This is a genomic window from Allobosea sp. OK403 (assembly GCF_900113835.1).
Lineage (GTDB): Bacteria > Pseudomonadota > Alphaproteobacteria > Rhizobiales > Beijerinckiaceae > Allobosea.
Genome location: NZ_FOQV01000009.1, coordinates 100,214 through 117,022 on the forward strand (window position 1 = coordinate 100,214; position 16,809 = coordinate 117,022).

A 16,809-nucleotide genomic window follows, 5' to 3' on the forward strand; every position below is an offset into this window, starting at 1 on the left:
TCCCTGCGGTAAGACATTCAAGTTTTGTATATTGATTACGAAGTTTTGAATTAGCTTTTTTATATCAGGCGCGCGATTTTGAGCCCAATAATGTTGCAAGCCACGAAGCTTGCCACGCATGGGAGGCTTCAATGTCGATAGCGCAGCTACAAATCCGTGGGGATGCTCCGGGCGCCAAGCCCGTTGCGGCATCGCGGCAACGGCAAGCCGCCTCGACGCGGCGACAGCCGGTCGGCCGGCATCCCGGCGGCGCTGCGCCCGTCCGATCCGCGCAATTCAAGCCGGCCCAATCTCAAGGCTCCGTCTGGTGCGACCTGCCTGGCGCGCTCATCCCGCATCCTGGCCTCGGCGCTACGGTGGCGGCCGGGTGGCCGCACGAGGTCTGACGCGAAGTCGACCTCATCGCGCATCGATCCGCGCAATCTCGATCCCGCACCGGCCTGAGGAATCATGGCACCAAGAATCACGGCACCACGCATCGTAATCTCGAACGTCACCAAGCGTTTCCGCCGTGCAGGCGGCAAAGTGATCGTTCCTGTCGACGACATCAGCCTGACCGTGGACGAGAACGAGCTCGTCGTTCTGCTCGGCCCCAGCGGCTGCGGCAAGACAACCCTGTTGCGCTGTGTCGCGGGATTGGAGAGGCCCGACGAAGGCGAGATCACCATTGACGGGCGTGTCGTCTTCTCCTCGTCCAGGGGCATCTTCATTCCGCCGGACCAGCGCCAGATCAGCATGATCTTCCAGTCCTATGCGCTGTGGCCGCACATGACCGTGGCGCAGAATGTCGGCTATCCCCTGGAAGGCCGGAAACTGTCGAGCGCGGCGATCGCCGAACGGGTCGGCCGCGCGCTGGAGATGGTCGGCGTCGGGGGGCTGGAGGGACAGTATCCCGGCCGGATCAGCGGCGGCCAGCAGCAGCGCGTGGCGCTGGCGCGGGCGCTGGTCTCGAATTCGTCGGTCGTCATGTTCGACGAACCGCTGTCGAATGTGGATGCGCAGGTGCGCGGCCAGCTGCGCTTCGAACTCAAGCGCATGCAGCGGCAGATCGGCTTCTCCGGCCTGTATGTCACGCATGACCAGACCGAAGCGATGGAGCTGGGACATCGCGTCGCCGTGCTGCAATCTGGCCGGATCGCTGCACTCGACACACCGCGCCGCGTCTATGAGGAGCCACCGAACCACTACGTCGCCAATTTCGTCGGGGTCAGCAATTTCCTGCAGGGCAAGGTGCGCTCGGCCGGTGGCGGCAGCGTCGTGGTCGAGGCGGCGCAGGGCCTCTTCCGGGTCGCCTCCAACACTGCTGCATATCCCGCCGGCACGCCCGTCATGCTGGTGCTGCGCCCGGAGAAGATCACGCTCCTCCCGACCCAGCCCCAGGATGTGAGCGAGAACACCGTCCAGGTGCAGATCGAAGCGCAGCTGTTCTCCGGCGACCACACGGAATATGTCGTCACCGTCGGCGACAAGACCCTTCGGGTCTGGTCGCATGACGACAGCCTGCGCAACCTGTCCGAAGGCGATCCCGCCTGGATAACGGTCAGCCCTGCGGCGCTGCGCATGGTTCCCGCCGAGGGAGCGCGGGCATGACGCTCCACCCCGAGACGGCGCTGCGAAAGCCTCACCGGCTGCCTATCCTGCTCCAGCCGCTGACGCTTGCCACCGTCCTGAGCTTTGTGGCGCTCGCGGTTCTCATCATCTATCCGCTGGGGCGAATGTTCCTGTCGACACTGGTCCCGGGCGGCGTTCCGAACATGGCCGCGCTATCGTCGTTGCTGGCGCAGCCATGGTTGCTGCCCGTCTTGGGCAACACATGTCTCGCGGTTGGCATGAGCACCGTATTCGCGGTGGCGATCGGCGCGGTCTTCGCCTGGCTGAATGAGCGGACCGACGCCAATCTCGGCCTTTTTGCCACGCTCCTGCCGATCATTCCGCTGTTGCTGCCGAGCGTGGCGTTGAGCATCGGCTGGGTCTTCCTGGCCGCGCCCAATGTCGGGCTGATCAACGGCGTGCTGTCGCGCCTGTTCGGCACTGACGCGGCGCAGCTCAACATCTATGGCTGGGTCGGCCTGATCTGGGTCTACACCATTCATGGCGTACCCTATGCCTATCTCGTCGTGTCCTCGGCGATCAGGAATCTCGATCCGGCGCTCGAGGAAGCGTCCCTGATCAGCGGCGCCGGCTTGCTTCGCACCCTGATGCGCATTTCGCTTCCGGCGATCGGGCCTGCGCTGGCAGGGTCCTGCCTGCTCGTCGTCATTTCCGGCCTCGGCACCTATTCGATTCCGGCGATCATCGCGACCACGGCGGAAATCGACGTCCTGCCGACCAAGATCGTGCACCTCCTGGTCAAGGACTATCCTCCGCATCTGGCCGATGCGCAGCTGCTTGGCCTGATCATGCTTCTGGTCGTGATGGGCTTCTGGCTGTTGCAGCGCAGATTGTCGACGACCGGCAAATTCGTCTCCGTCGGCGGCCGCGCAGCGGGGTCGGCACCGCTGCCGCTGGGGCCCTGGCGTCGCCCGGCGCGAACCCTGATGTGGCTTTACATCCTCGTCGCGTCGGTGCTGCCCATCGCCGCGCTGCTGCTGGTGTCGGTGCAACCATATTGGTCACCGGTCATCGATCCCACCAGGTTCACGCTGCTGCATTTCGAACAGGTCCTGTTCGTCAATCGCGTCACCTTCGCTGCGTTCCGCAACAGCCTGATGCTGGCGGGCGCTGGCGCCACGATCGCCATGACCATCGCAATCCTGACGGCCATCTACGCCGCGTTTCGCGGTGGCGTGCTGGGGCGCATCGTCGATGTCGTGATCAAGTCGCCGGCGACGATTCCGAATCTGGTGATCAGCCTGGCGTTTCTGACGACGTTCAGCGGCGCGCCGTTCTTCCTCTCGGGCACGCTGACGATCCTGCTGATCGCTTTCATCGTGATGTATATTCCGCCCGGCTCCATCGCCGCCGCCTCGGCCCTGACGCAAGTGGGGGCGGATCTGCGCGAGGCGTCCTATATTGCCGGAGCCGGCGAAGGCCGCACCATTCGGCGCATCGTCCTGCCGATCGCTCTGCCCGGCTTTGCCGCTGGCTGGACGCTGGTGTTCGTTCACATGATGGGCGACCTGTCCGCCTCGGCCTTGCTCGCGGGCGTGCAGACGCCTGTCATCGGCTTCGCCATCCTGACGATCTGGGAAACCGGCAGCTTCGGCCTGCTCGCAGCGTTCTCCACCATCATGTGCCTGCTGAATGCCGTGGTCGTTGGCGCGATGCTGTGGTTCGTGCGCTCACGGTCGGTTCGGTGACTGCGATGAACCGCTCCGCGCCTCCACGATCCGATGTCGCTGGCCCGCTTCGCTCTGCCGGAGCAGCCCTGCTCGGCGCGATCCGGGACGGCGGCATGCTTGCTCATGCGGGCATCGCGGCCGCCGCGACGCTCGACGACGCCTATGCGATCCAGAATGTGATCGTTGCCGGGGCAGGGCCTGTCGGCGGCTGGAAGGTCGCGCCCTTGCGCGAGGGCGGCGAGCCGCGCTGCTCGCCGCTCCCGCGCCTGTTCTTCGCATCGAGCCCGGCGACATTCGATTCCGGCTTTTTGGCAACATGCCGGGCGGAAGTCGAAATCGCCATCTGCCTGGGAGCTGATCTCGTGCCGCGGCAGGGGGCGCTGTCGATGGACGAGGTCACGGCCGCCATCGCCACGATCCACCCCGCGATCGAACTGCTGTCGAGCCGGTTTTCGGAAGCTGACGCGGCGCCCGATCTCTGTCGCCTGGCCGATCTGCAGAGCTGTGCCGGCGTCGTCATCGGCGCGGGGCGCACGGATTGGCACGCCATCGCATTGTCCGATCTGGCGATCGAGCTGGCTCTCGACACCGAGCTTCGGCACGCAAGCCTGCCGCAGCCCTCACTCGAACGGACGCTTGCCGCCATCGGATGGCTGGCGGTGCATGCCAGCCGGCGTGGGCTTCCTCTCAAGCGCGGCGACATTGTCCTGACCGGAGCCCGTCTCGGGCCGCTGGCACTGGCCTCCGTTCGCAAGGCCACCGCGCGCGTCGAAGCCCTGGGCGAAACCACGTTTTTCGCCTGCTAGGCCCACTTCCAACGGAGTCACCAGTCATGTCCCCAGCCTCGACGCTCACAAAGATCTGGCGAACCCTCTTTGCGTGCCTGGGTGTCTGTGCGGCGAGCATCGCCCATGCGCAGGACCAAGCCGCGCTTGAAGCGGCCGCCAAGGCGGAGGGGAGGCTGACGCTCTACACCTCCTCGGTGGATGCCGAGACGCAGGACATCGTCAAGAGCTTCGAAGCCCGCTACCCTTTCATCAAGGTCGAATGGCTGCGCTTTCCCTCGACGACGCTGTTCACCCGCTTCTCCGGCGAGACCGCCGCCGCGACCTATCATGCGGATGTGCTCTACTCCGGCTCCTCGCAGCTTTACCAGCTACGTCCGGAACTGTTCGTGGAACTGACCCCCGAGGTCGTGCCGAACATCTCCAAGGTCATCGTGCCGGCCAAGAACACGCATTATGTCGTGGGCGAAGTGCTGCCGCACATCGTTGCCTATAATACGAATACTGTTTCGACCAAGGACATCCAGGAACATCTGAAAAGCTGGAAAGATCTCGCCGACCCACGCTGGCGCGGCAAGATCGCCATGGTGGACCCCAAGATTTCGACCAACATGGTCTCCTGGCTCATGTTGATGCGCGAGACCTATGGCGAGGACTGGGTGAAAGGCTTTGCCGCCAACCAGTTCCGTGTCGTGACCGGTGGCCCCTCCGGCGCCCAGCAGGTTGCGGCCGGCGCCTTCCAGATGGTCGTTCCCAGCGTCATCAACCATTCCACCGATATCCGGGCGCAGGGCGCGCCCATCGGTCTCCTGAGCCCGGACGGGCCGACCCACGGGCTGGAAATGGCCATGGGACTGCCGGTGAAGGCGCCCCATCCCAACGCCGCGCGGCTCTATGTCAACTGGAAGCTTGGCCGGGATGCGGCGCTGCTCCTTTGCAAGATCGGCGGCGTCCCCAACGTGCCGGCTCCGACCGACGTGCCTTGCCCCACCATGTCTGCGCGTCACGTTGGATCAAACGACATGATTACGCCCGAGCAGCAGAAGGATGTTCTGTCCGCTTACGGATTGAAGCCCTGAATCCACGGGTCACACCGGCGCAGTCGCATTTTTCAGCCCAAGAACTGTCCACCCAAGAACTTTCCACCCACGAATCAAGGACATCACCGCATGACCACCTCTGGCTTGACCAAGAATCCCTCCGCACCGCAGGCCGATCCTGCGATCATCGCTGCGCTGCGCGGCATCGCCGTCGCGTTGCTGAGCGACAATCTGCATCGCAGCTGCGGCAGCTCCGGGCTGCTGCCTTACCATTCGCCCGCCCCGCTGGTCGGCACCGCGGTGACGGTGCGCACCCGTGGGGGCGACAATCTGGCTGTCCTGCGAGCCTATGATTATTGCCGCCCCGGCGACGTCATGGTCATCGATGCGGGCGGGGATCCCTGGAATGCCGTCTTCGGCGGCATCATGTCATTCGGCGCCCAGTCCCTGGGGCTCGCCGGCATGATCGTCGACGGCGCCATTCGCGACGTTGCCGAGATCCGCGAGCGGACGTTCCCGGTTTACGCGCGCAGCGTCAGCCATCGCGGCCCTTACAAGGATGGGCCGGGGGCGATCAACGTGCCGGTGACCGTTGGCGGCATGGTGGTCTGCCCCGGTGATATCGTCGTCGGAGACCAGGACGGGCTTTGCGCTTTTTCTCCGGATATTGCCAAGTCGGTGATCGAAAAAGCGCTGGCTCAGCATGCCAAGGAAGAAGCGACGATGCAGCAGATCCGCGAGGGCCGCTGGGACCGCTCATTTGTCGATCAGCTGGAAGCACGGTGCATGAACTGAGCCGATTCGAATGGAGCGACCGGGGCAAAGAGGCATTTTGTTCGCCTCGATGCCTCGGCTGCGAATGACGGCTGCGTCAAACCGGAATGTTCGCAGCGGGGCGACAGCAGCGCCTCAATCGCGGAAAGCACGTGGCGGCCTGCGTCAAGGTTTCAGATTGTCAGGACCTGATCGGGCTCCCGACGACACTCGACGCGTTTTGGCCCCGTTTCCGTCAAATCGGGAAAGAGACCAAGCGCGTTCTGGCCGGCTGCAGCCCGATGGCATCGCCTTGCGCGGCGATGCGGCTGGATTCCGGCGTCGTGGCACAAGTCACGAGGGTTCCGTCGGCAAGGCGCGCGTGAACATAGACCGTGGCCCCCTGGTAGGAGATCGCCTCGACGGTCGCCATCAGTGATCCGCTTCGACCGGTCTCGGTGAGCGCGATCGCCTCGGGGCGGATCAGGACTTCGACCCGCGACGATCCGCCCGGGTGAGCGCTGGCGATGGCGGGGACCGTGATGCCGGCATCGAGCGCGACCTCGTGAGAGCGGCCGTCACCAGTCAGGATACGTCCCGGCAGGAAGTTCGCGCGGCCGATGAACTCCGCCACGAAGCGGTTTGCCGGTTGCTCGTAGATTTCGCTGGCGCTGCCGATCTGCTGCAGCACGCCATCCTTCATCACGGCGATGGTATCGGCGATGCTCATCGCCTCGCTCTGGTCATGGGTGACGAAGATCGAGGTCAGGCCGAGTTCGCGCTGCAGGCGCGACAGTTCGAGGCCCGTGCCTTCGCGCAGCTTGGCGTCGAGATTGGAGAAGGGTTCGTCGAGCAGGAGGATCGAGGGATTGATCACCAGGGCGCGCGCGACCGCGACGCGCTGCTGCTGGCCGCCCGAGAGCTGGCGCGGCAGGCGCTCGGCCAGTCCGGACAGCTTGAGCTTGTCGAGCATTGCGGTGACGCGCTGCTCGCGCTCGGCCCTGGCGACGCCGCGGCGCCGGAGGCCGAAGGCGATGTTCTCGGCGGCGCTCAGATGCGGAAACAAGGCATAGCTCTGGAAAACCAGCCCGGTGTCGCGCTTATGGGCCGGAAGCGTGGTGATGTCGCGGGCGCCGACATGAATCGAGCCCGAGCTCGGTGCGATGAAGCCCGCGACCATCCGCAGCGTCGTCGTCTTGCCGCAGCCGGATGGTCCGAGCAGGGCGAGCATCTTGCCCTGCGCAATCGTGGCGCTGATCTCTGCGACCGCGACGGCCGGCCCGTAGGTCTTGCGCAACTGGCGAAGCTCGATCTGCATGGTCAATCCCGTTGGCGCCGGAAGGCGCTCAGGAGGTGGTAGAGCAGCATCACCGCGAAGGTCGCCAGGACGAGCAAACCCGAAATCGCGGCGACCGAAGGCTCGAAACCCAACTGCACGGCCGAGTAGATCGTGACCGGCAGGGTCGGCGCGCCGGGCTCGGCCAGGAACAAGGCCAGCACCACCTCGTCGAAAGAGGTGATGAAGGCCAGCACCGTGCCAGCGACGATGCCGGGCCGCACGACCGGCAGGACGACGAGGAAGAAGGCCGCGAAGGGCGAGGCCCCGAGATTGCGGGCGGCTTCCTCCAGCGCGCGATCGAAGCGCCGCAGCACCGGCAGCGAGACCCGCAGCACATAGGGAATGCAGATGATCACATGGGCCGCGATCAGCCGCCACGGGCCCTGCAGCAGTCCGGTGCGCGTGAAGAACAGCGTCAACCCGACGGCGAGAACCAGTGTCGGCAGGATCAGCGGCGACAGGAAGATCGCCTCGAGCAGGCGCCGGCCCAGGAAGTCGTATCGCGTCAGGGCGTAAGCCGCGGCGATGCCGATGACGCAGGCGATCACGGCGCTGGCGAGCGCGATGCGCAGGCTGACCAGCAGCGCTGCGAGATAGCGCGTGTCACTGACCGCGGCTGCGTACCATTTCAGGGTCCAGCCCTGCGGCGGGAAGGCGAGATAGCCGGTCGCGCCGAACGGCGCCACGACGACGACGAGGATCGGCAGCAGCAGATAGGCGAAGGTCAGCGCGCAGAGCAGCAGCAGGACCAGTCCGAGCGGCGAGCGCCAGGCGATCGTCATCGCGGCGCCTCCAGCTCGCCGCGTCCCTCGATCAGGGCGCCATAGGCAAGCGAGAGGCCGAGCACGACGACGAGCAGGATCGCGGCCAGTGCGGCCCCAAAAGGCCAGTCGAGCAGTTCGACCGTCTGCTCGTAGATCGCGGTCGCCATCACATTGGCACGCGCGCCGCCGACCAGGCTCGGCGTGGCGAAGGCGCTGATCGCCAGCGAGAAGACAAGCAGCGAGCCCGCGACGATGCCGCCGCGCGCCAGGCGCAGGGTCACCAGCCCCAGCGCCACGGCCGGCCGTGCGCCCAGGCTCATGGCGGCATATTCGAGATCCCGGTCGATCGACTTGAAGACGCCGTGCAGGGTCAGGACCATCAGCGGCAGCAGCACCTGCGCCAGCGCGATGATCACGCCGGTCATCGTGTACATGGTCTGGACCGGTCGATCGATCAGGCCCAGCGCCAGCAAAGTCCGGCTGACCAGACCATCCCTGAAGAACAGCACCATCCAGCCGAAGGAGCGCACCACGGCGCTGACCAGGAGAGGGAAGGTGGTGAGCAGCAGCAGCAGGCCAGCCCAGCGCGATTGCGAGCGGGCCAGCACATAAGCAGTCGGCAGCCCCAGCACGAGCGTGATCACCGTTACCGTGATGCCCATGCCGAGCGTGCGGCCGAGGATCTCCCAGTAATAGCTGTCGCCGAAGAAGCGGGCATATTGGTCGAGGCCCGGCCCGGATTTGCTGCTGGCGCTGATCGCCAGCAGCGAGGCCTGGGGCCAGATGAAGAAGATCGCATAGACCAGCACGCAGGGCGCAAAGAGCAGGATCGGTACGAGTGCAGCCTGTCGGCGTGCCCCTGCGCCTTGCCTTTCTGCCGTCACCGGGCGATCTCGCGATTCCAGCGATCGGTCCAGGCTGCGCGCATCGCGTTGATCTTGCCCCGGTCGAGCTGGGCGAGCTTGTCGACCGCGGGGACTTCGCCTGCCAGATCGGCCGGCAGCTTGGTCTCCGGGTTCGAGGCGGTCCAGCGCATCGTCCTTGCGATCTCGATCTGCGCTTCAGGCTTCAGCATGGCGTCGATGGCCGCATTGGCCACATCCGCATTCTTGGCACCCTTGGCGATGCAGGCGGTGATGAAGACGGCGGGGCTGCCCTCCTGCGGCGTCGCGAAGGCGACCGGAAGACCGCTCTGCTGGATCTTGAAGGTGTTGCCGGTGTCATAGGGCATGATCCAGATATCGCCCTGGCCGAACAAGGTCGGCAGATCCGAGGCCGCCTTGAAGATGGTCTCGCTCTTGATCTGCTTCATCGCCGTAAAGCCCGGCTCGATATTGTCCTCGCCGCCGCCGAAGGCCTTGGCGAGCATGACGAGGAAGTCCATGCCGTAGCCGTTGGTGATCGTCGGGAAGGCGACATGGCCGCGATATTCCGGCTTCAGGAAGTCCTTGTAGCTCGTCGGCGGCGTCGCGATCTTGTCCTTGCGGTAGACGATGCCCTCGGCGATCACCGCCCAGGTCACCCATTGGCCGTCAGGGTCCTTCAGGCCGGCCGGGATCTTGCCCAGGCGCGAGACGCCGGTGAGCGGCTGGGTCAGCCCTTCTTCCTTGGCATAGGCTTCCTGCCCGCCGGAGAACTGGAACATGTCGATCTGCGGATTGCCGGCCTCGGCCTTCATCCGGGCGAGAGCGGCAGCCGACTGCATCGGAACCTGCGTGCTTGCCGCGCCGCTCTGCTTGTCGAAGGGCGTGAAGATGGCGGATTGGATGATGTCCATCGTCGAGCCGCCGAAGCCGGAGCTGACAAGCTTTCGCCCGCTGAAGGAGGGCGCCTGTGCGAAGCCGCTCGATGCGGCAAAGGGCGTCGTGGCGGATGCCGCCAGCGCAGCGAGAATCTGGCGGCGGTCTGGAGTGTAGGCAGCCATGGAATTGCCCTCCGATGTGCCGGGCCACTCGCCCGGGCGACGCGTGTCCGAGCGGTCTATGCAAACTGTCAGGCCGGATCATAGCCTTTCGTCCCGACGAGTTCGAAGACCTGATCGCCATTGTAGATTGGCATATGCGGTCGCCTGATGGAGCCGATCCAGGCCTTGTCGACCGGGCAGTGCACGGTCTCGACGACATCGCCGAAGAGATCGACGATATCGGCGAGGTGCTGGCCCTTCACGACGTCGTCGCCGGGGGCGACCTTGGGAATGAACAGGCCGCCATGGGTCGCCTTGTGGTGGATGGCGTCGCCGCCGAGGCGGAAGCGCGCGGGAACCAACGGCTCGCCCGGCAGCATGCCGCGCGCCTTGCAGACGTTGAAGATCGCCAGCGTCAACCGGTCCAGGTCTTCCGGCGTGACGCGCGCGCCGCCGCCGCTCTCGACGATCAGCGAGGGCTTTCCGCCCTTGGTGTAATGGGTGAAATGGCAGCCCGACAGGCCTTCCTCAAGCGAATTCCAGATGTTCGGCGAGCCGGTCGCTCGCGCCATGCGCTCGGATTCGAGGCCCTCGGGCGTGCCGTTGTTGTGGAACAGCGTGTAGTGGCAGGTGATCGTTAGGTCGCCGCCGGAATGCAGATCCAGCATCGCATCCGAATGGGTCAGCGATAGATCCAATAGCCGGTGGGCGAGCTGGTAGCTGAGATGCCCGCTCGGATCGCCGGGGAAGACGCGGTTCAGATTATAGCCGTCCTGCGGCGTCAGGCGGTTATAGCCGCGAAAGCCCAGCGGGTTCGCCAGCATCAGGCAGATAACGCGGCCCGAGAGCTGCTTCAGGTCCACTGTCCCAAGGAAGCGCTGGATGCTGAGCGGCCCGACGACCTCGGGACCGTGAATGCAGGCCTGCAGCCACAGGGTCGGCCCGTCCTTCTCGCCCTGGGCGATCAGCACCGGCGAGAGCACCGGCCCGTCGGGATAGGAGCCGAGCTCGACATGCCCGCGGGTGATCTGGCCCTTTGCGGCTGTGGCGGTGCCGATCATGCTCTGCTCCTGTTGCCTGCCATGACTGCCCGCCAATTGCTGCACGCCATGGCGTTTGGGCGCCGGCCGGCTGTGCTGTTATGGCGATGCTGTACGGGCATGAAAGCTTGCCGTATCATATCTGTCAACGGTGTTCTTGCTAATGGAACGACAATGAGCTCGCTGGAAAATGGATTGCGTATTCTCGCGCTGGTCTCCGAGGAGCGCCCGGTTCTGCGCGTCGGCGAGGTCTGCCGCGAGCTCGACCTGCCCAAGGCCTCGGTCTCACGGCTGTTGAAGACCCTGGCGGAAGCGGGCCTGCTCGAGCGCGAGGACCGCGACCAGAGCTATGCCGCCGGCGGCAAGGCCCTGGAGCTGGCAAGCTGCTATCTGGCGCGCCACAGCCTGCTCGACCTCGTCAAGGAGGCGGTCGACGATCTCGTCCGCGAGTTCGGCTTCACCGGCCATGCCGGGATCGTCGCGGGCCATGAGCGGGTCCTGCTCGCCGCTCAGCAGGGCAGCTATGCGCTCCAGCACACTGGCTCGATCGCCGAGCGCAAGCCGGCCTTCGACTCGATCATCGGACGTGCGATCCTGGCGCGGCTGAACGACGCTCAGGCCCTGGCCCAATTGAAGGCCGGCAGTGACCGCGGCGTTCTCGGTGGCATGAGCGATGCGCAGGTCACGGCCGAACTGGCCGAGATCCGGCGCACGCGCATCGCACGGTCATCGAGCCTGATCACACCCGGAATTTCGTCGATCGGCGCGGCTGTCGCCGACCCCGGCCGCAATGAGATCATGGGCTTCTGCCTGTCTTTTCCGACGATCGCCGCCGACAATGCAGCCCAGGATCGGATCGCCGCCAGCGTCATGCATCATGCAAAGGCGATCGGCGCCCGCATGAGGGACCCGGTCTGGACCAACTGAGCTGGCCTTCGATCCGCAATGCGGCGACTGGCTCCAACGGCCTCGGCGCTTCCACGGCTTGTCGCACGCCCTTGTTGATGGCTCGCCGCGAGCCGGACTTCAGCCGCCCCGCCTTCGCCGGCCGCGTCGCGCAATGCGGCGCAATCAAGCGAGAGCGGTGAGGGCTTCGTCCCTGTCGGCGAAGCCCTCACGCTCAGGCGCCAGGCCTGAGCCAAACCGCCTCAGACCTGGGCCAGCCCGCCATCGACAAAGACTTCGCCGCCGGTCATGAAGCTGCTGTCCGAGGAGGCCAGGAACGCGGCTACCGCCCCTGTCTCTGTCGGGTCGCCCATGCGGCCGAGCGGCGTCGTTGCTCCAAGCGCGTCCAATGCCTCCTCGCCCACGACCTCAATCGCCAACTCCGTCCTGGTCGGCCCGGGAGACAGCACATTGACGCGGATGCCGGTACCGCGCAGGTCCAGCGCCCAGCTTCGCGCCAGGTTGCGGATCGCCGCCTTGGTCGCGCTGTAGATGCTGAACTGCGGCGTCCCCATCACGCCCGTGCTCGAACCGGTCAGGATGATCGACGACCCCTCCGCCATCAGCGGCAGGGCCTTCTGCACCGTGAAGATCAGCCCTTTCACATTGACGTCGAAGATCTGGTCGTAATGCTCGGGCGTGATCTCGCCGAGCGGCGCGAACGACCCGGTTCCGGCATTGGCGAACAGGATGTCGAGCCCGCCGCGTTCGGCTTTGACCGTCTCGTAGAGCCGGTCGAGGTCGGCCAGATCGGTCACCGAACCGCCCACCGCGCGCGCGTTGGATCCCAGCTGCGCCACCGCAGCGTCGAGCGCCTGCTGCCGCCGCCCGAAAAGATAGACGAAGGCGCCTTCGTCGATGAACCGCTTGGCGGCTCCCAGTCCGATGCCGCTTCCGCCGCCCGTCACAACTGCCGTCTTGCCTTGTAGTCTGCTCATGATGTGCTCCTTCACTAAGGTTGCACTGAGCTGGAGGCCTACCCACTTATCAACAAGTATGCACCTTTTGGTAAGTGCCTGGAAAATGTCATCAGATCGTTCAAGCCCGACCTCGCCGCTGGCACCGCCTCCGCCGCCGGTCCAGAATTGCACCCCGACATTGCGTGGCTTCACCTGCGGCCTCGACGCGACGCTGCGGGTCGTTGCCGGCAAGTGGAAGCCGCTGATCCTGTACTTCCTCGCCCAGGGCGGCCCGACCCGCTATGGCGAGCTGCGGCGGGCCGTGCGCGACGTCAGCGACAAGATGCTGATCCAGCAGCTCAAGGAGCTGGAGACCGACGGCCTGGTGAAGCGCACCGACTACAGGGAGGTCCCGCCGCGGGTGGATTACAGCCTCACCCCGCTGGGCCACAGCCTGGCCGAGGCCCTCGTGCCGCTCTGCACCTGGGGCACGGACAATCTCGCCGAGGTCACCCGCGTCTTCGCCCGGCGTAAGGCTTTGAACGGCAAGGGCGGGCCCTGAAAAACAGGGGCAGGCCCTGGAAGACGGGGGAGGGTGAGCCGAGGCCGGCGCCGGTCATCTGCTGCGCCACGTCGGATGACAGAGCCTGTCAGCGCGCCCCAGATGCGCTGCCGCTGCGGTAGAGAACATAGCCCGCTACGACGAAGATCAGCGCCGCGAATATGCGGTTAAGCGTGTGCTTCTGCGCGGAGAGCCGCGTCGCCAGCAGCATGCCGACGACCCCGCCGATCACGCCGCCGCCGATGAACTCGATTGCGACCGCCCAGTCGATCATGCCCGAGAGCGCGTAGTTGAAAGCGGTCGCGAGGCCGAAGGTGCCGACCGCGAGCAACGACGACCCCACGGCATCGATCGTGCGCATCCCCGTCGCCAGGATCAGCGCCGGAACGATCAGGAAGCCGCCGCCGATCCCGAAAAAGCCCGATGCGCCGCCGGCGAGGATCGCGACGGCCGCGGTTGCCACGCACATCCGCCGATCGAGCGGCCGCGCGCTGCCGCCGGCCGCCTTGCGCGGCCACAGCATCAGCGCCCCGACGACCAGCATCAGCAGGCCGAACAGGAACAGCAGGCGCTGTCCGTCCACCGCCTTACCGAGCGTCGAGCCGGCCAGCGCGCCGACAGAACCGATCAGTGCGAAGATGATCGCGCAGGTCCATTGCACATGGCCCTTGCGGGCGTGTCCGATCAGATTGGCATAGGCGTTGACCGAAACCGCGAGCGCACCGGTTCCGATCGCGATGTGCGGCTGGGCGATGCCCACGGCATAGAGCAAAAGCGGCGTCGCCAGGATCGACCCGCCGCCGCCCACAAGGCCCAGCGTGAACCCGACCAGGCTGCCCGAACCGATCGCAATCAGGATCTGCGCCGTCATGACTGGCTCCCGCCAGGCTGCGGTGCTGCAAGGCGGTCATGGATCACCATTCCCGCGAGCATGGCCGTAACGAAGAGCGCGACCGGGGCGAGACCGAGCGAGAGCGCGGCCAGCGCCGGGCCGGGGCACAGGCCCGCCATGCCCCAGCCGGCCCCGAAGATCGCCGAGCCCAGGATCAGGCGAGTGTCGATCGGCGTCGTCGCGGGCAAATGGAATTCGGCATCGAAGGCAGGCCGCCGCAGATGGCGGCGCAGGAGCATTGCCGCAGAGGCGACAGCGACGGCTCCGCCCAGGACGAAGGCGAGGCTGGGATCCCAAGCGCCCGCGACATCGAGGAAGCCGCGCACGCGCGCCGGATCGAGCATGCCCGACAGCGACAGGCCGAGCCCGAAGACGGCGCCGGCAAGCAGCGCGACCAGGACTTGCGCGATCAGGACTTGCGCGACCGAGAATTGCGCGATCAGGATTCGCGCGGACGAACTCCGAGCCGGACGCATCATGGCGAAACGAGCCTCATCAGGGTGACGGTTGCGACGCCGGCCGCGAGGAAGCTGGCGACCGCGGCGAGCGAGCGCGGCGACAGCCTTGCAAGCCCGACCACGCCATGCCCGCTGGTGCAGCCCGAGCCCATCCGGCTGCCGAAGCCGACCAGCAGCCCGGCGATCGTGATGACCGGCAAGGAGGCCGTGATCGTCACGGAGGGCCACGCGCCCGACCAGAGCCGATAGAACAGCGGCCCGAGCATGAGCCCGATGACGAAGGCGGCGTTGGTGGGCATCTGCCTGCCTTGCGCCAGCCGGCCGAGAATGCCGCTGATGCCGGCGACGCGGCCGTTGAGCAGAAGCAGCATGCCGGCCGAAAGTCCGATCAGCGTGCCGCCCATGAGAGAAGGCCAGTAGGCGCTCATGGCGCGGGCTCCTGGGCGCAGAAGATGGCGTGAAGCGCGGCGACGAGGCTCGCCGCCTTTTGCTCGGTCAACCGGTAGAAAATCTGCCGGGCCTCGCGCCGCGTCTCGACGATGCCGGCTTCGCGCAGCACCGTAAGCTGCTGCGAGAGCGTCGGCTGGTGGATGTCCAGCATCTCTTCGAGCTGGCTGACGGAATACTCGCCCTCAACCAGCGTGCAGACGATCATCAGCCGGTTGGGATGGGCGAGCGTCTTGAGCAGACCGGCGACCTCCGCCGCCCGGCTCGCCAGCTCCGCCCGATTGATCGGCGCCTGCGTCACGGGTGCCTGTGTCATCGGAGCCTGCATCATGGCGCCGTCCCGTCCCAGGCCGCTCCGGTCAAGGCATTGAGCGGGATCTTGAGATAGCGCCGGCCGTTCGCCTCCGGCTCGGGCAGGCGGCCGCCGCGGATGTTCACCTGCAGTGCATGCAGGATGAGCTTGGGCATGGGCAGCGTTTTGTCGCGGGCCTGACGCAGGGCGACGAAGGAGGCCTCGTCCTGCCCGGCGACATGCGGGTTCGCCAGCTTCTGCTGGCCGACCGTGCTCTCCCAGCGCGGCGCGCGGCCATGGGGCTGGTAGTCATGCCCCGTGAACAGCCTCGTCTCGTCGGGCAGCGCGAGAATGGCCTGGATCGAGGCCCAGAGCGCGCTGGCGCTGCCACCGGGGAAGTCGGCCCGTGCAGTGCCGGAATCGGGCATGAACAGCGTGTCGTGGACGAAGGCGGCATCGCCGACGACATAGCTGATCGAGGCCAGCGTATGCCCGGGCGAAAACAGCACGGAGGCCTCCAGCGAGCCGAGCCTGAACCGCTCGCCATGGGCGAAGAGCCGGTCCCATTGCGAGCCGTCGGTGGCGAGGTCCGGGAGGTTGTAGAGACCCTTCCAGAGTCTCTGCACGGCCACGACCTGCGCGCCGATCGCGGTCTGCGCACCGGTCTTGCCCTTGAGATACTGCGCGGCGGAGAAGTGGTCGGCATGGGGGTGGGTGTCGAGGATCCATTCCACGCGCAGGCCCTGCTCATGGATGAAGGCGAGGATGAGATCGGCCTGGGTCGTGGCGGTCGCGCCTGACTTCTCGTCATAGTCGAGAACGGGATCGATGATGGCGCAGGCCTTCGTTGCAGGGTCGGTGACGACGTACTGGATGCTGCCGGTTCTCGGCTCGTAGAAGCCCGTGACCTGTGGTGCCTGGGCCGCGCGACGGTCGAGCCAGGCCTTGGCCCCAGTGAGGTCGAAGCCGAGCGTCTGGCCGAAACCGACCACCGTATCGGCCGAGATGCGACCGTCGAGGACTTCGCCCAGCACATGAAGCGTCAGCGCGCGGGTCCCGCTCTTGCAATGGGCGAACACTGGCCCCGATGCCTGCGCGAGCGCCGCACGGAAGGCTGTCACATCGGCCTCGGTGATGGTCGGGCCTGTCACCGGGATGAAGCTGTAAGCCATCCCGGCCTCACCGGCCGCCTTCTTCTCGGCAGCCGAGCCCGGCTGCCCCGCCTCCTCGCCATCGGGCCGGTCGTTGATGACGGCCTTGAAGCCTTGCGCGGCAAGGGCCGGAAAGTCGGCCGTCGCGGGCTGGCCTGCGACAGAAAGCGAGTCCGAGATTTTGACGAGGTGCATGACCGGCCTCCAAGGCAGGGCTGATTCAAGGTTTGGCTGATATTAATATATATTTTCATATAA

General features: G+C 66.0%; 19 protein-coding genes. 8 read left to right on the forward strand and 11 right to left on the reverse strand.

The genetic code is table 11. The features are described 5' to 3' along the window. The first annotated feature begins 183 nt into the window (after window positions 1–183). The 6 genes from BMZ97_RS23775 (at window position 184) to BMZ97_RS23800 (ending at window position 5,901) form a co-directional block, all read left to right on the forward strand. Window positions 184–444, forward strand: coding sequence for a hypothetical protein (locus BMZ97_RS23775; RefSeq protein WP_139221304.1), 261 nt, complete (start codon window positions 184–186; stop codon window positions 442–444). A 6-nt stretch (window positions 445–450) separates the two neighbouring features. After that, window positions 451–1,590 (forward strand): ABC transporter ATP-binding protein, encoded by a 1,140-nt coding sequence (locus tag BMZ97_RS23780; RefSeq protein ID WP_092175647.1) that lies wholly within the window; start codon window positions 451–453, stop codon window positions 1,588–1,590. Continuing rightward, a complete protein-coding gene (locus BMZ97_RS23785) occupies window positions 1,587–3,299 on the forward strand; it encodes an ABC transporter permease (protein ID WP_092175649.1) in 1,713 nt (570 codons plus the stop codon). Before BMZ97_RS23780 ends, BMZ97_RS23785 begins: the two co-directional genes overlap by 4 nt. Before the next feature lie 95 nt (window positions 3,300–3,394). Next, a complete protein-coding gene (locus BMZ97_RS30870) occupies window positions 3,395–4,087 on the forward strand; it encodes a fumarylacetoacetate hydrolase family protein (RefSeq protein WP_175525703.1) in 693 nt (230 codons plus the stop codon). 26 nt (window positions 4,088–4,113) lie between these two features. Then, the gene (locus BMZ97_RS23795) at window positions 4,114–5,145 is read left to right on the forward strand and encodes an ABC transporter substrate-binding protein (protein WP_175525704.1); all 1,032 of its coding nucleotides are present in this window, start codon (window positions 4,114–4,116) and stop codon (window positions 5,143–5,145) included. Between the two features lie 90 nt (window positions 5,146–5,235). Further along, entirely contained in the window at window positions 5,236–5,901 is a 666-nt protein-coding gene (locus tag BMZ97_RS23800; protein ID WP_092175657.1) for an RraA family protein, read from the forward strand. A gap of 214 nt (window positions 5,902–6,115) precedes the next feature. On the opposite strand, the gene BMZ97_RS23805 is transcribed toward BMZ97_RS23800, so the two are convergent. The 5 genes from BMZ97_RS23805 to BMZ97_RS23825 all read right to left on the reverse strand — a co-directional run bounded on the left by BMZ97_RS23805 (window position 6,116) and on the right by BMZ97_RS23825 (window position 10,926). Further along, window positions 6,116–7,177: an ABC transporter ATP-binding protein gene (locus BMZ97_RS23805; RefSeq protein ID WP_092175660.1), complete on the reverse strand. Its 1,062-nt coding sequence runs from the start codon at window positions 7,175–7,177 to the stop codon at window positions 6,116–6,118. Between the two features lie 2 nt (window positions 7,178–7,179). Beyond that, a complete protein-coding gene (locus BMZ97_RS23810; protein WP_092175662.1) occupies window positions 7,180–7,980 on the reverse strand; it encodes an ABC transporter permease in 801 nt (266 codons plus the stop codon). Next, window positions 7,977–8,846 carry an ABC transporter permease gene (locus BMZ97_RS23815; protein WP_139221306.1) on the reverse strand — a complete coding sequence of 290 codons (870 nt, stop codon included), beginning with the start codon at window positions 8,844–8,846 and terminating at the stop codon, window positions 7,977–7,979. The genes BMZ97_RS23810 and BMZ97_RS23815 overlap by 4 nt, the downstream gene beginning before the upstream one ends. Next, window positions 8,843–9,886, reverse strand: a complete 1,044-nt coding sequence (locus tag BMZ97_RS23820) for an extracellular solute-binding protein (RefSeq protein ID WP_092175667.1) — start codon at window positions 9,884–9,886, stop codon at window positions 8,843–8,845. The genes BMZ97_RS23815 and BMZ97_RS23820 overlap by 4 nt, the downstream gene beginning before the upstream one ends. Window positions 9,887–9,954: 68 nt before the next feature. Next, window positions 9,955–10,926 carry a succinylglutamate desuccinylase/aspartoacylase family protein gene (locus BMZ97_RS23825; protein ID WP_092175670.1) on the reverse strand — a complete coding sequence of 324 codons (972 nt, stop codon included), beginning with the start codon at window positions 10,924–10,926 and terminating at the stop codon, window positions 9,955–9,957. Window positions 10,927–11,079: 153 nt separating this feature from the next. On the opposite strand from BMZ97_RS23825, the gene BMZ97_RS23830 reads away from it, so the two are divergent. Beyond that, window positions 11,080–11,832: an IclR family transcriptional regulator gene (locus BMZ97_RS23830; RefSeq protein ID WP_175525705.1), complete on the forward strand. Its 753-nt coding sequence runs from the start codon at window positions 11,080–11,082 to the stop codon at window positions 11,830–11,832. 221 nt (window positions 11,833–12,053) lie between these two features. On the opposite strand, the gene BMZ97_RS23835 is transcribed toward BMZ97_RS23830, so the two are convergent. Beyond that, a complete protein-coding gene (locus BMZ97_RS23835) occupies window positions 12,054–12,788 on the reverse strand; it encodes an SDR family NAD(P)-dependent oxidoreductase (RefSeq protein WP_175525706.1) in 735 nt (244 codons plus the stop codon). A 160-nt stretch (window positions 12,789–12,948) separates the two neighbouring features. Between BMZ97_RS23835 and BMZ97_RS23840 the strand changes: the two genes are divergently transcribed. Beyond that, a complete protein-coding gene (locus tag BMZ97_RS23840; protein WP_244546580.1) occupies window positions 12,949–13,311 on the forward strand; it encodes a winged helix-turn-helix transcriptional regulator in 363 nt (120 codons plus the stop codon). A gap of 88 nt (window positions 13,312–13,399) precedes the next feature. Here BMZ97_RS23840 and BMZ97_RS23845 read toward each other — a convergent pair whose 3' ends face one another. Genes BMZ97_RS23845 through blh form a run of 5 tightly spaced genes read right to left on the reverse strand, consistent with a single transcriptional unit; the run spans window position 13,400 to window position 16,746 of the window. Then, a complete protein-coding gene (locus BMZ97_RS23845; RefSeq protein WP_092175681.1) occupies window positions 13,400–14,182 on the reverse strand; it encodes a sulfite exporter TauE/SafE family protein in 783 nt (260 codons plus the stop codon). Next, a complete protein-coding gene (locus BMZ97_RS23850; protein WP_244546581.1) occupies window positions 14,179–14,679 on the reverse strand; it encodes a YeeE/YedE family protein in 501 nt (166 codons plus the stop codon). Before BMZ97_RS23850 ends, BMZ97_RS23845 begins: the two co-directional genes overlap by 4 nt. Continuing rightward, window positions 14,679–15,089: a YeeE/YedE family protein gene (locus BMZ97_RS23855; protein ID WP_092175684.1), complete on the reverse strand. Its 411-nt coding sequence runs from the start codon at window positions 15,087–15,089 to the stop codon at window positions 14,679–14,681. Before BMZ97_RS23855 ends, BMZ97_RS23850 begins: the two co-directional genes overlap by 1 nt. Then, window positions 15,086–15,424, reverse strand: coding sequence for a sulfite-sensing transcriptional repressor BigR (gene bigR / locus BMZ97_RS23860; protein ID WP_244546571.1), 339 nt, complete (start codon window positions 15,422–15,424; stop codon window positions 15,086–15,088). The genes BMZ97_RS23855 and bigR overlap by 4 nt, the downstream gene beginning before the upstream one ends. An 11-nt stretch (window positions 15,425–15,435) precedes the next feature. Beyond that, the gene (gene blh, locus BMZ97_RS23865) at window positions 15,436–16,746 is read right to left on the reverse strand and encodes a bifunctional sulfur transferase/dioxygenase Blh (protein ID WP_092175689.1); all 1,311 of its coding nucleotides are present in this window, start codon (window positions 16,744–16,746) and stop codon (window positions 15,436–15,438) included. Window positions 16,747–16,809 lie beyond the last annotated feature (63 nt).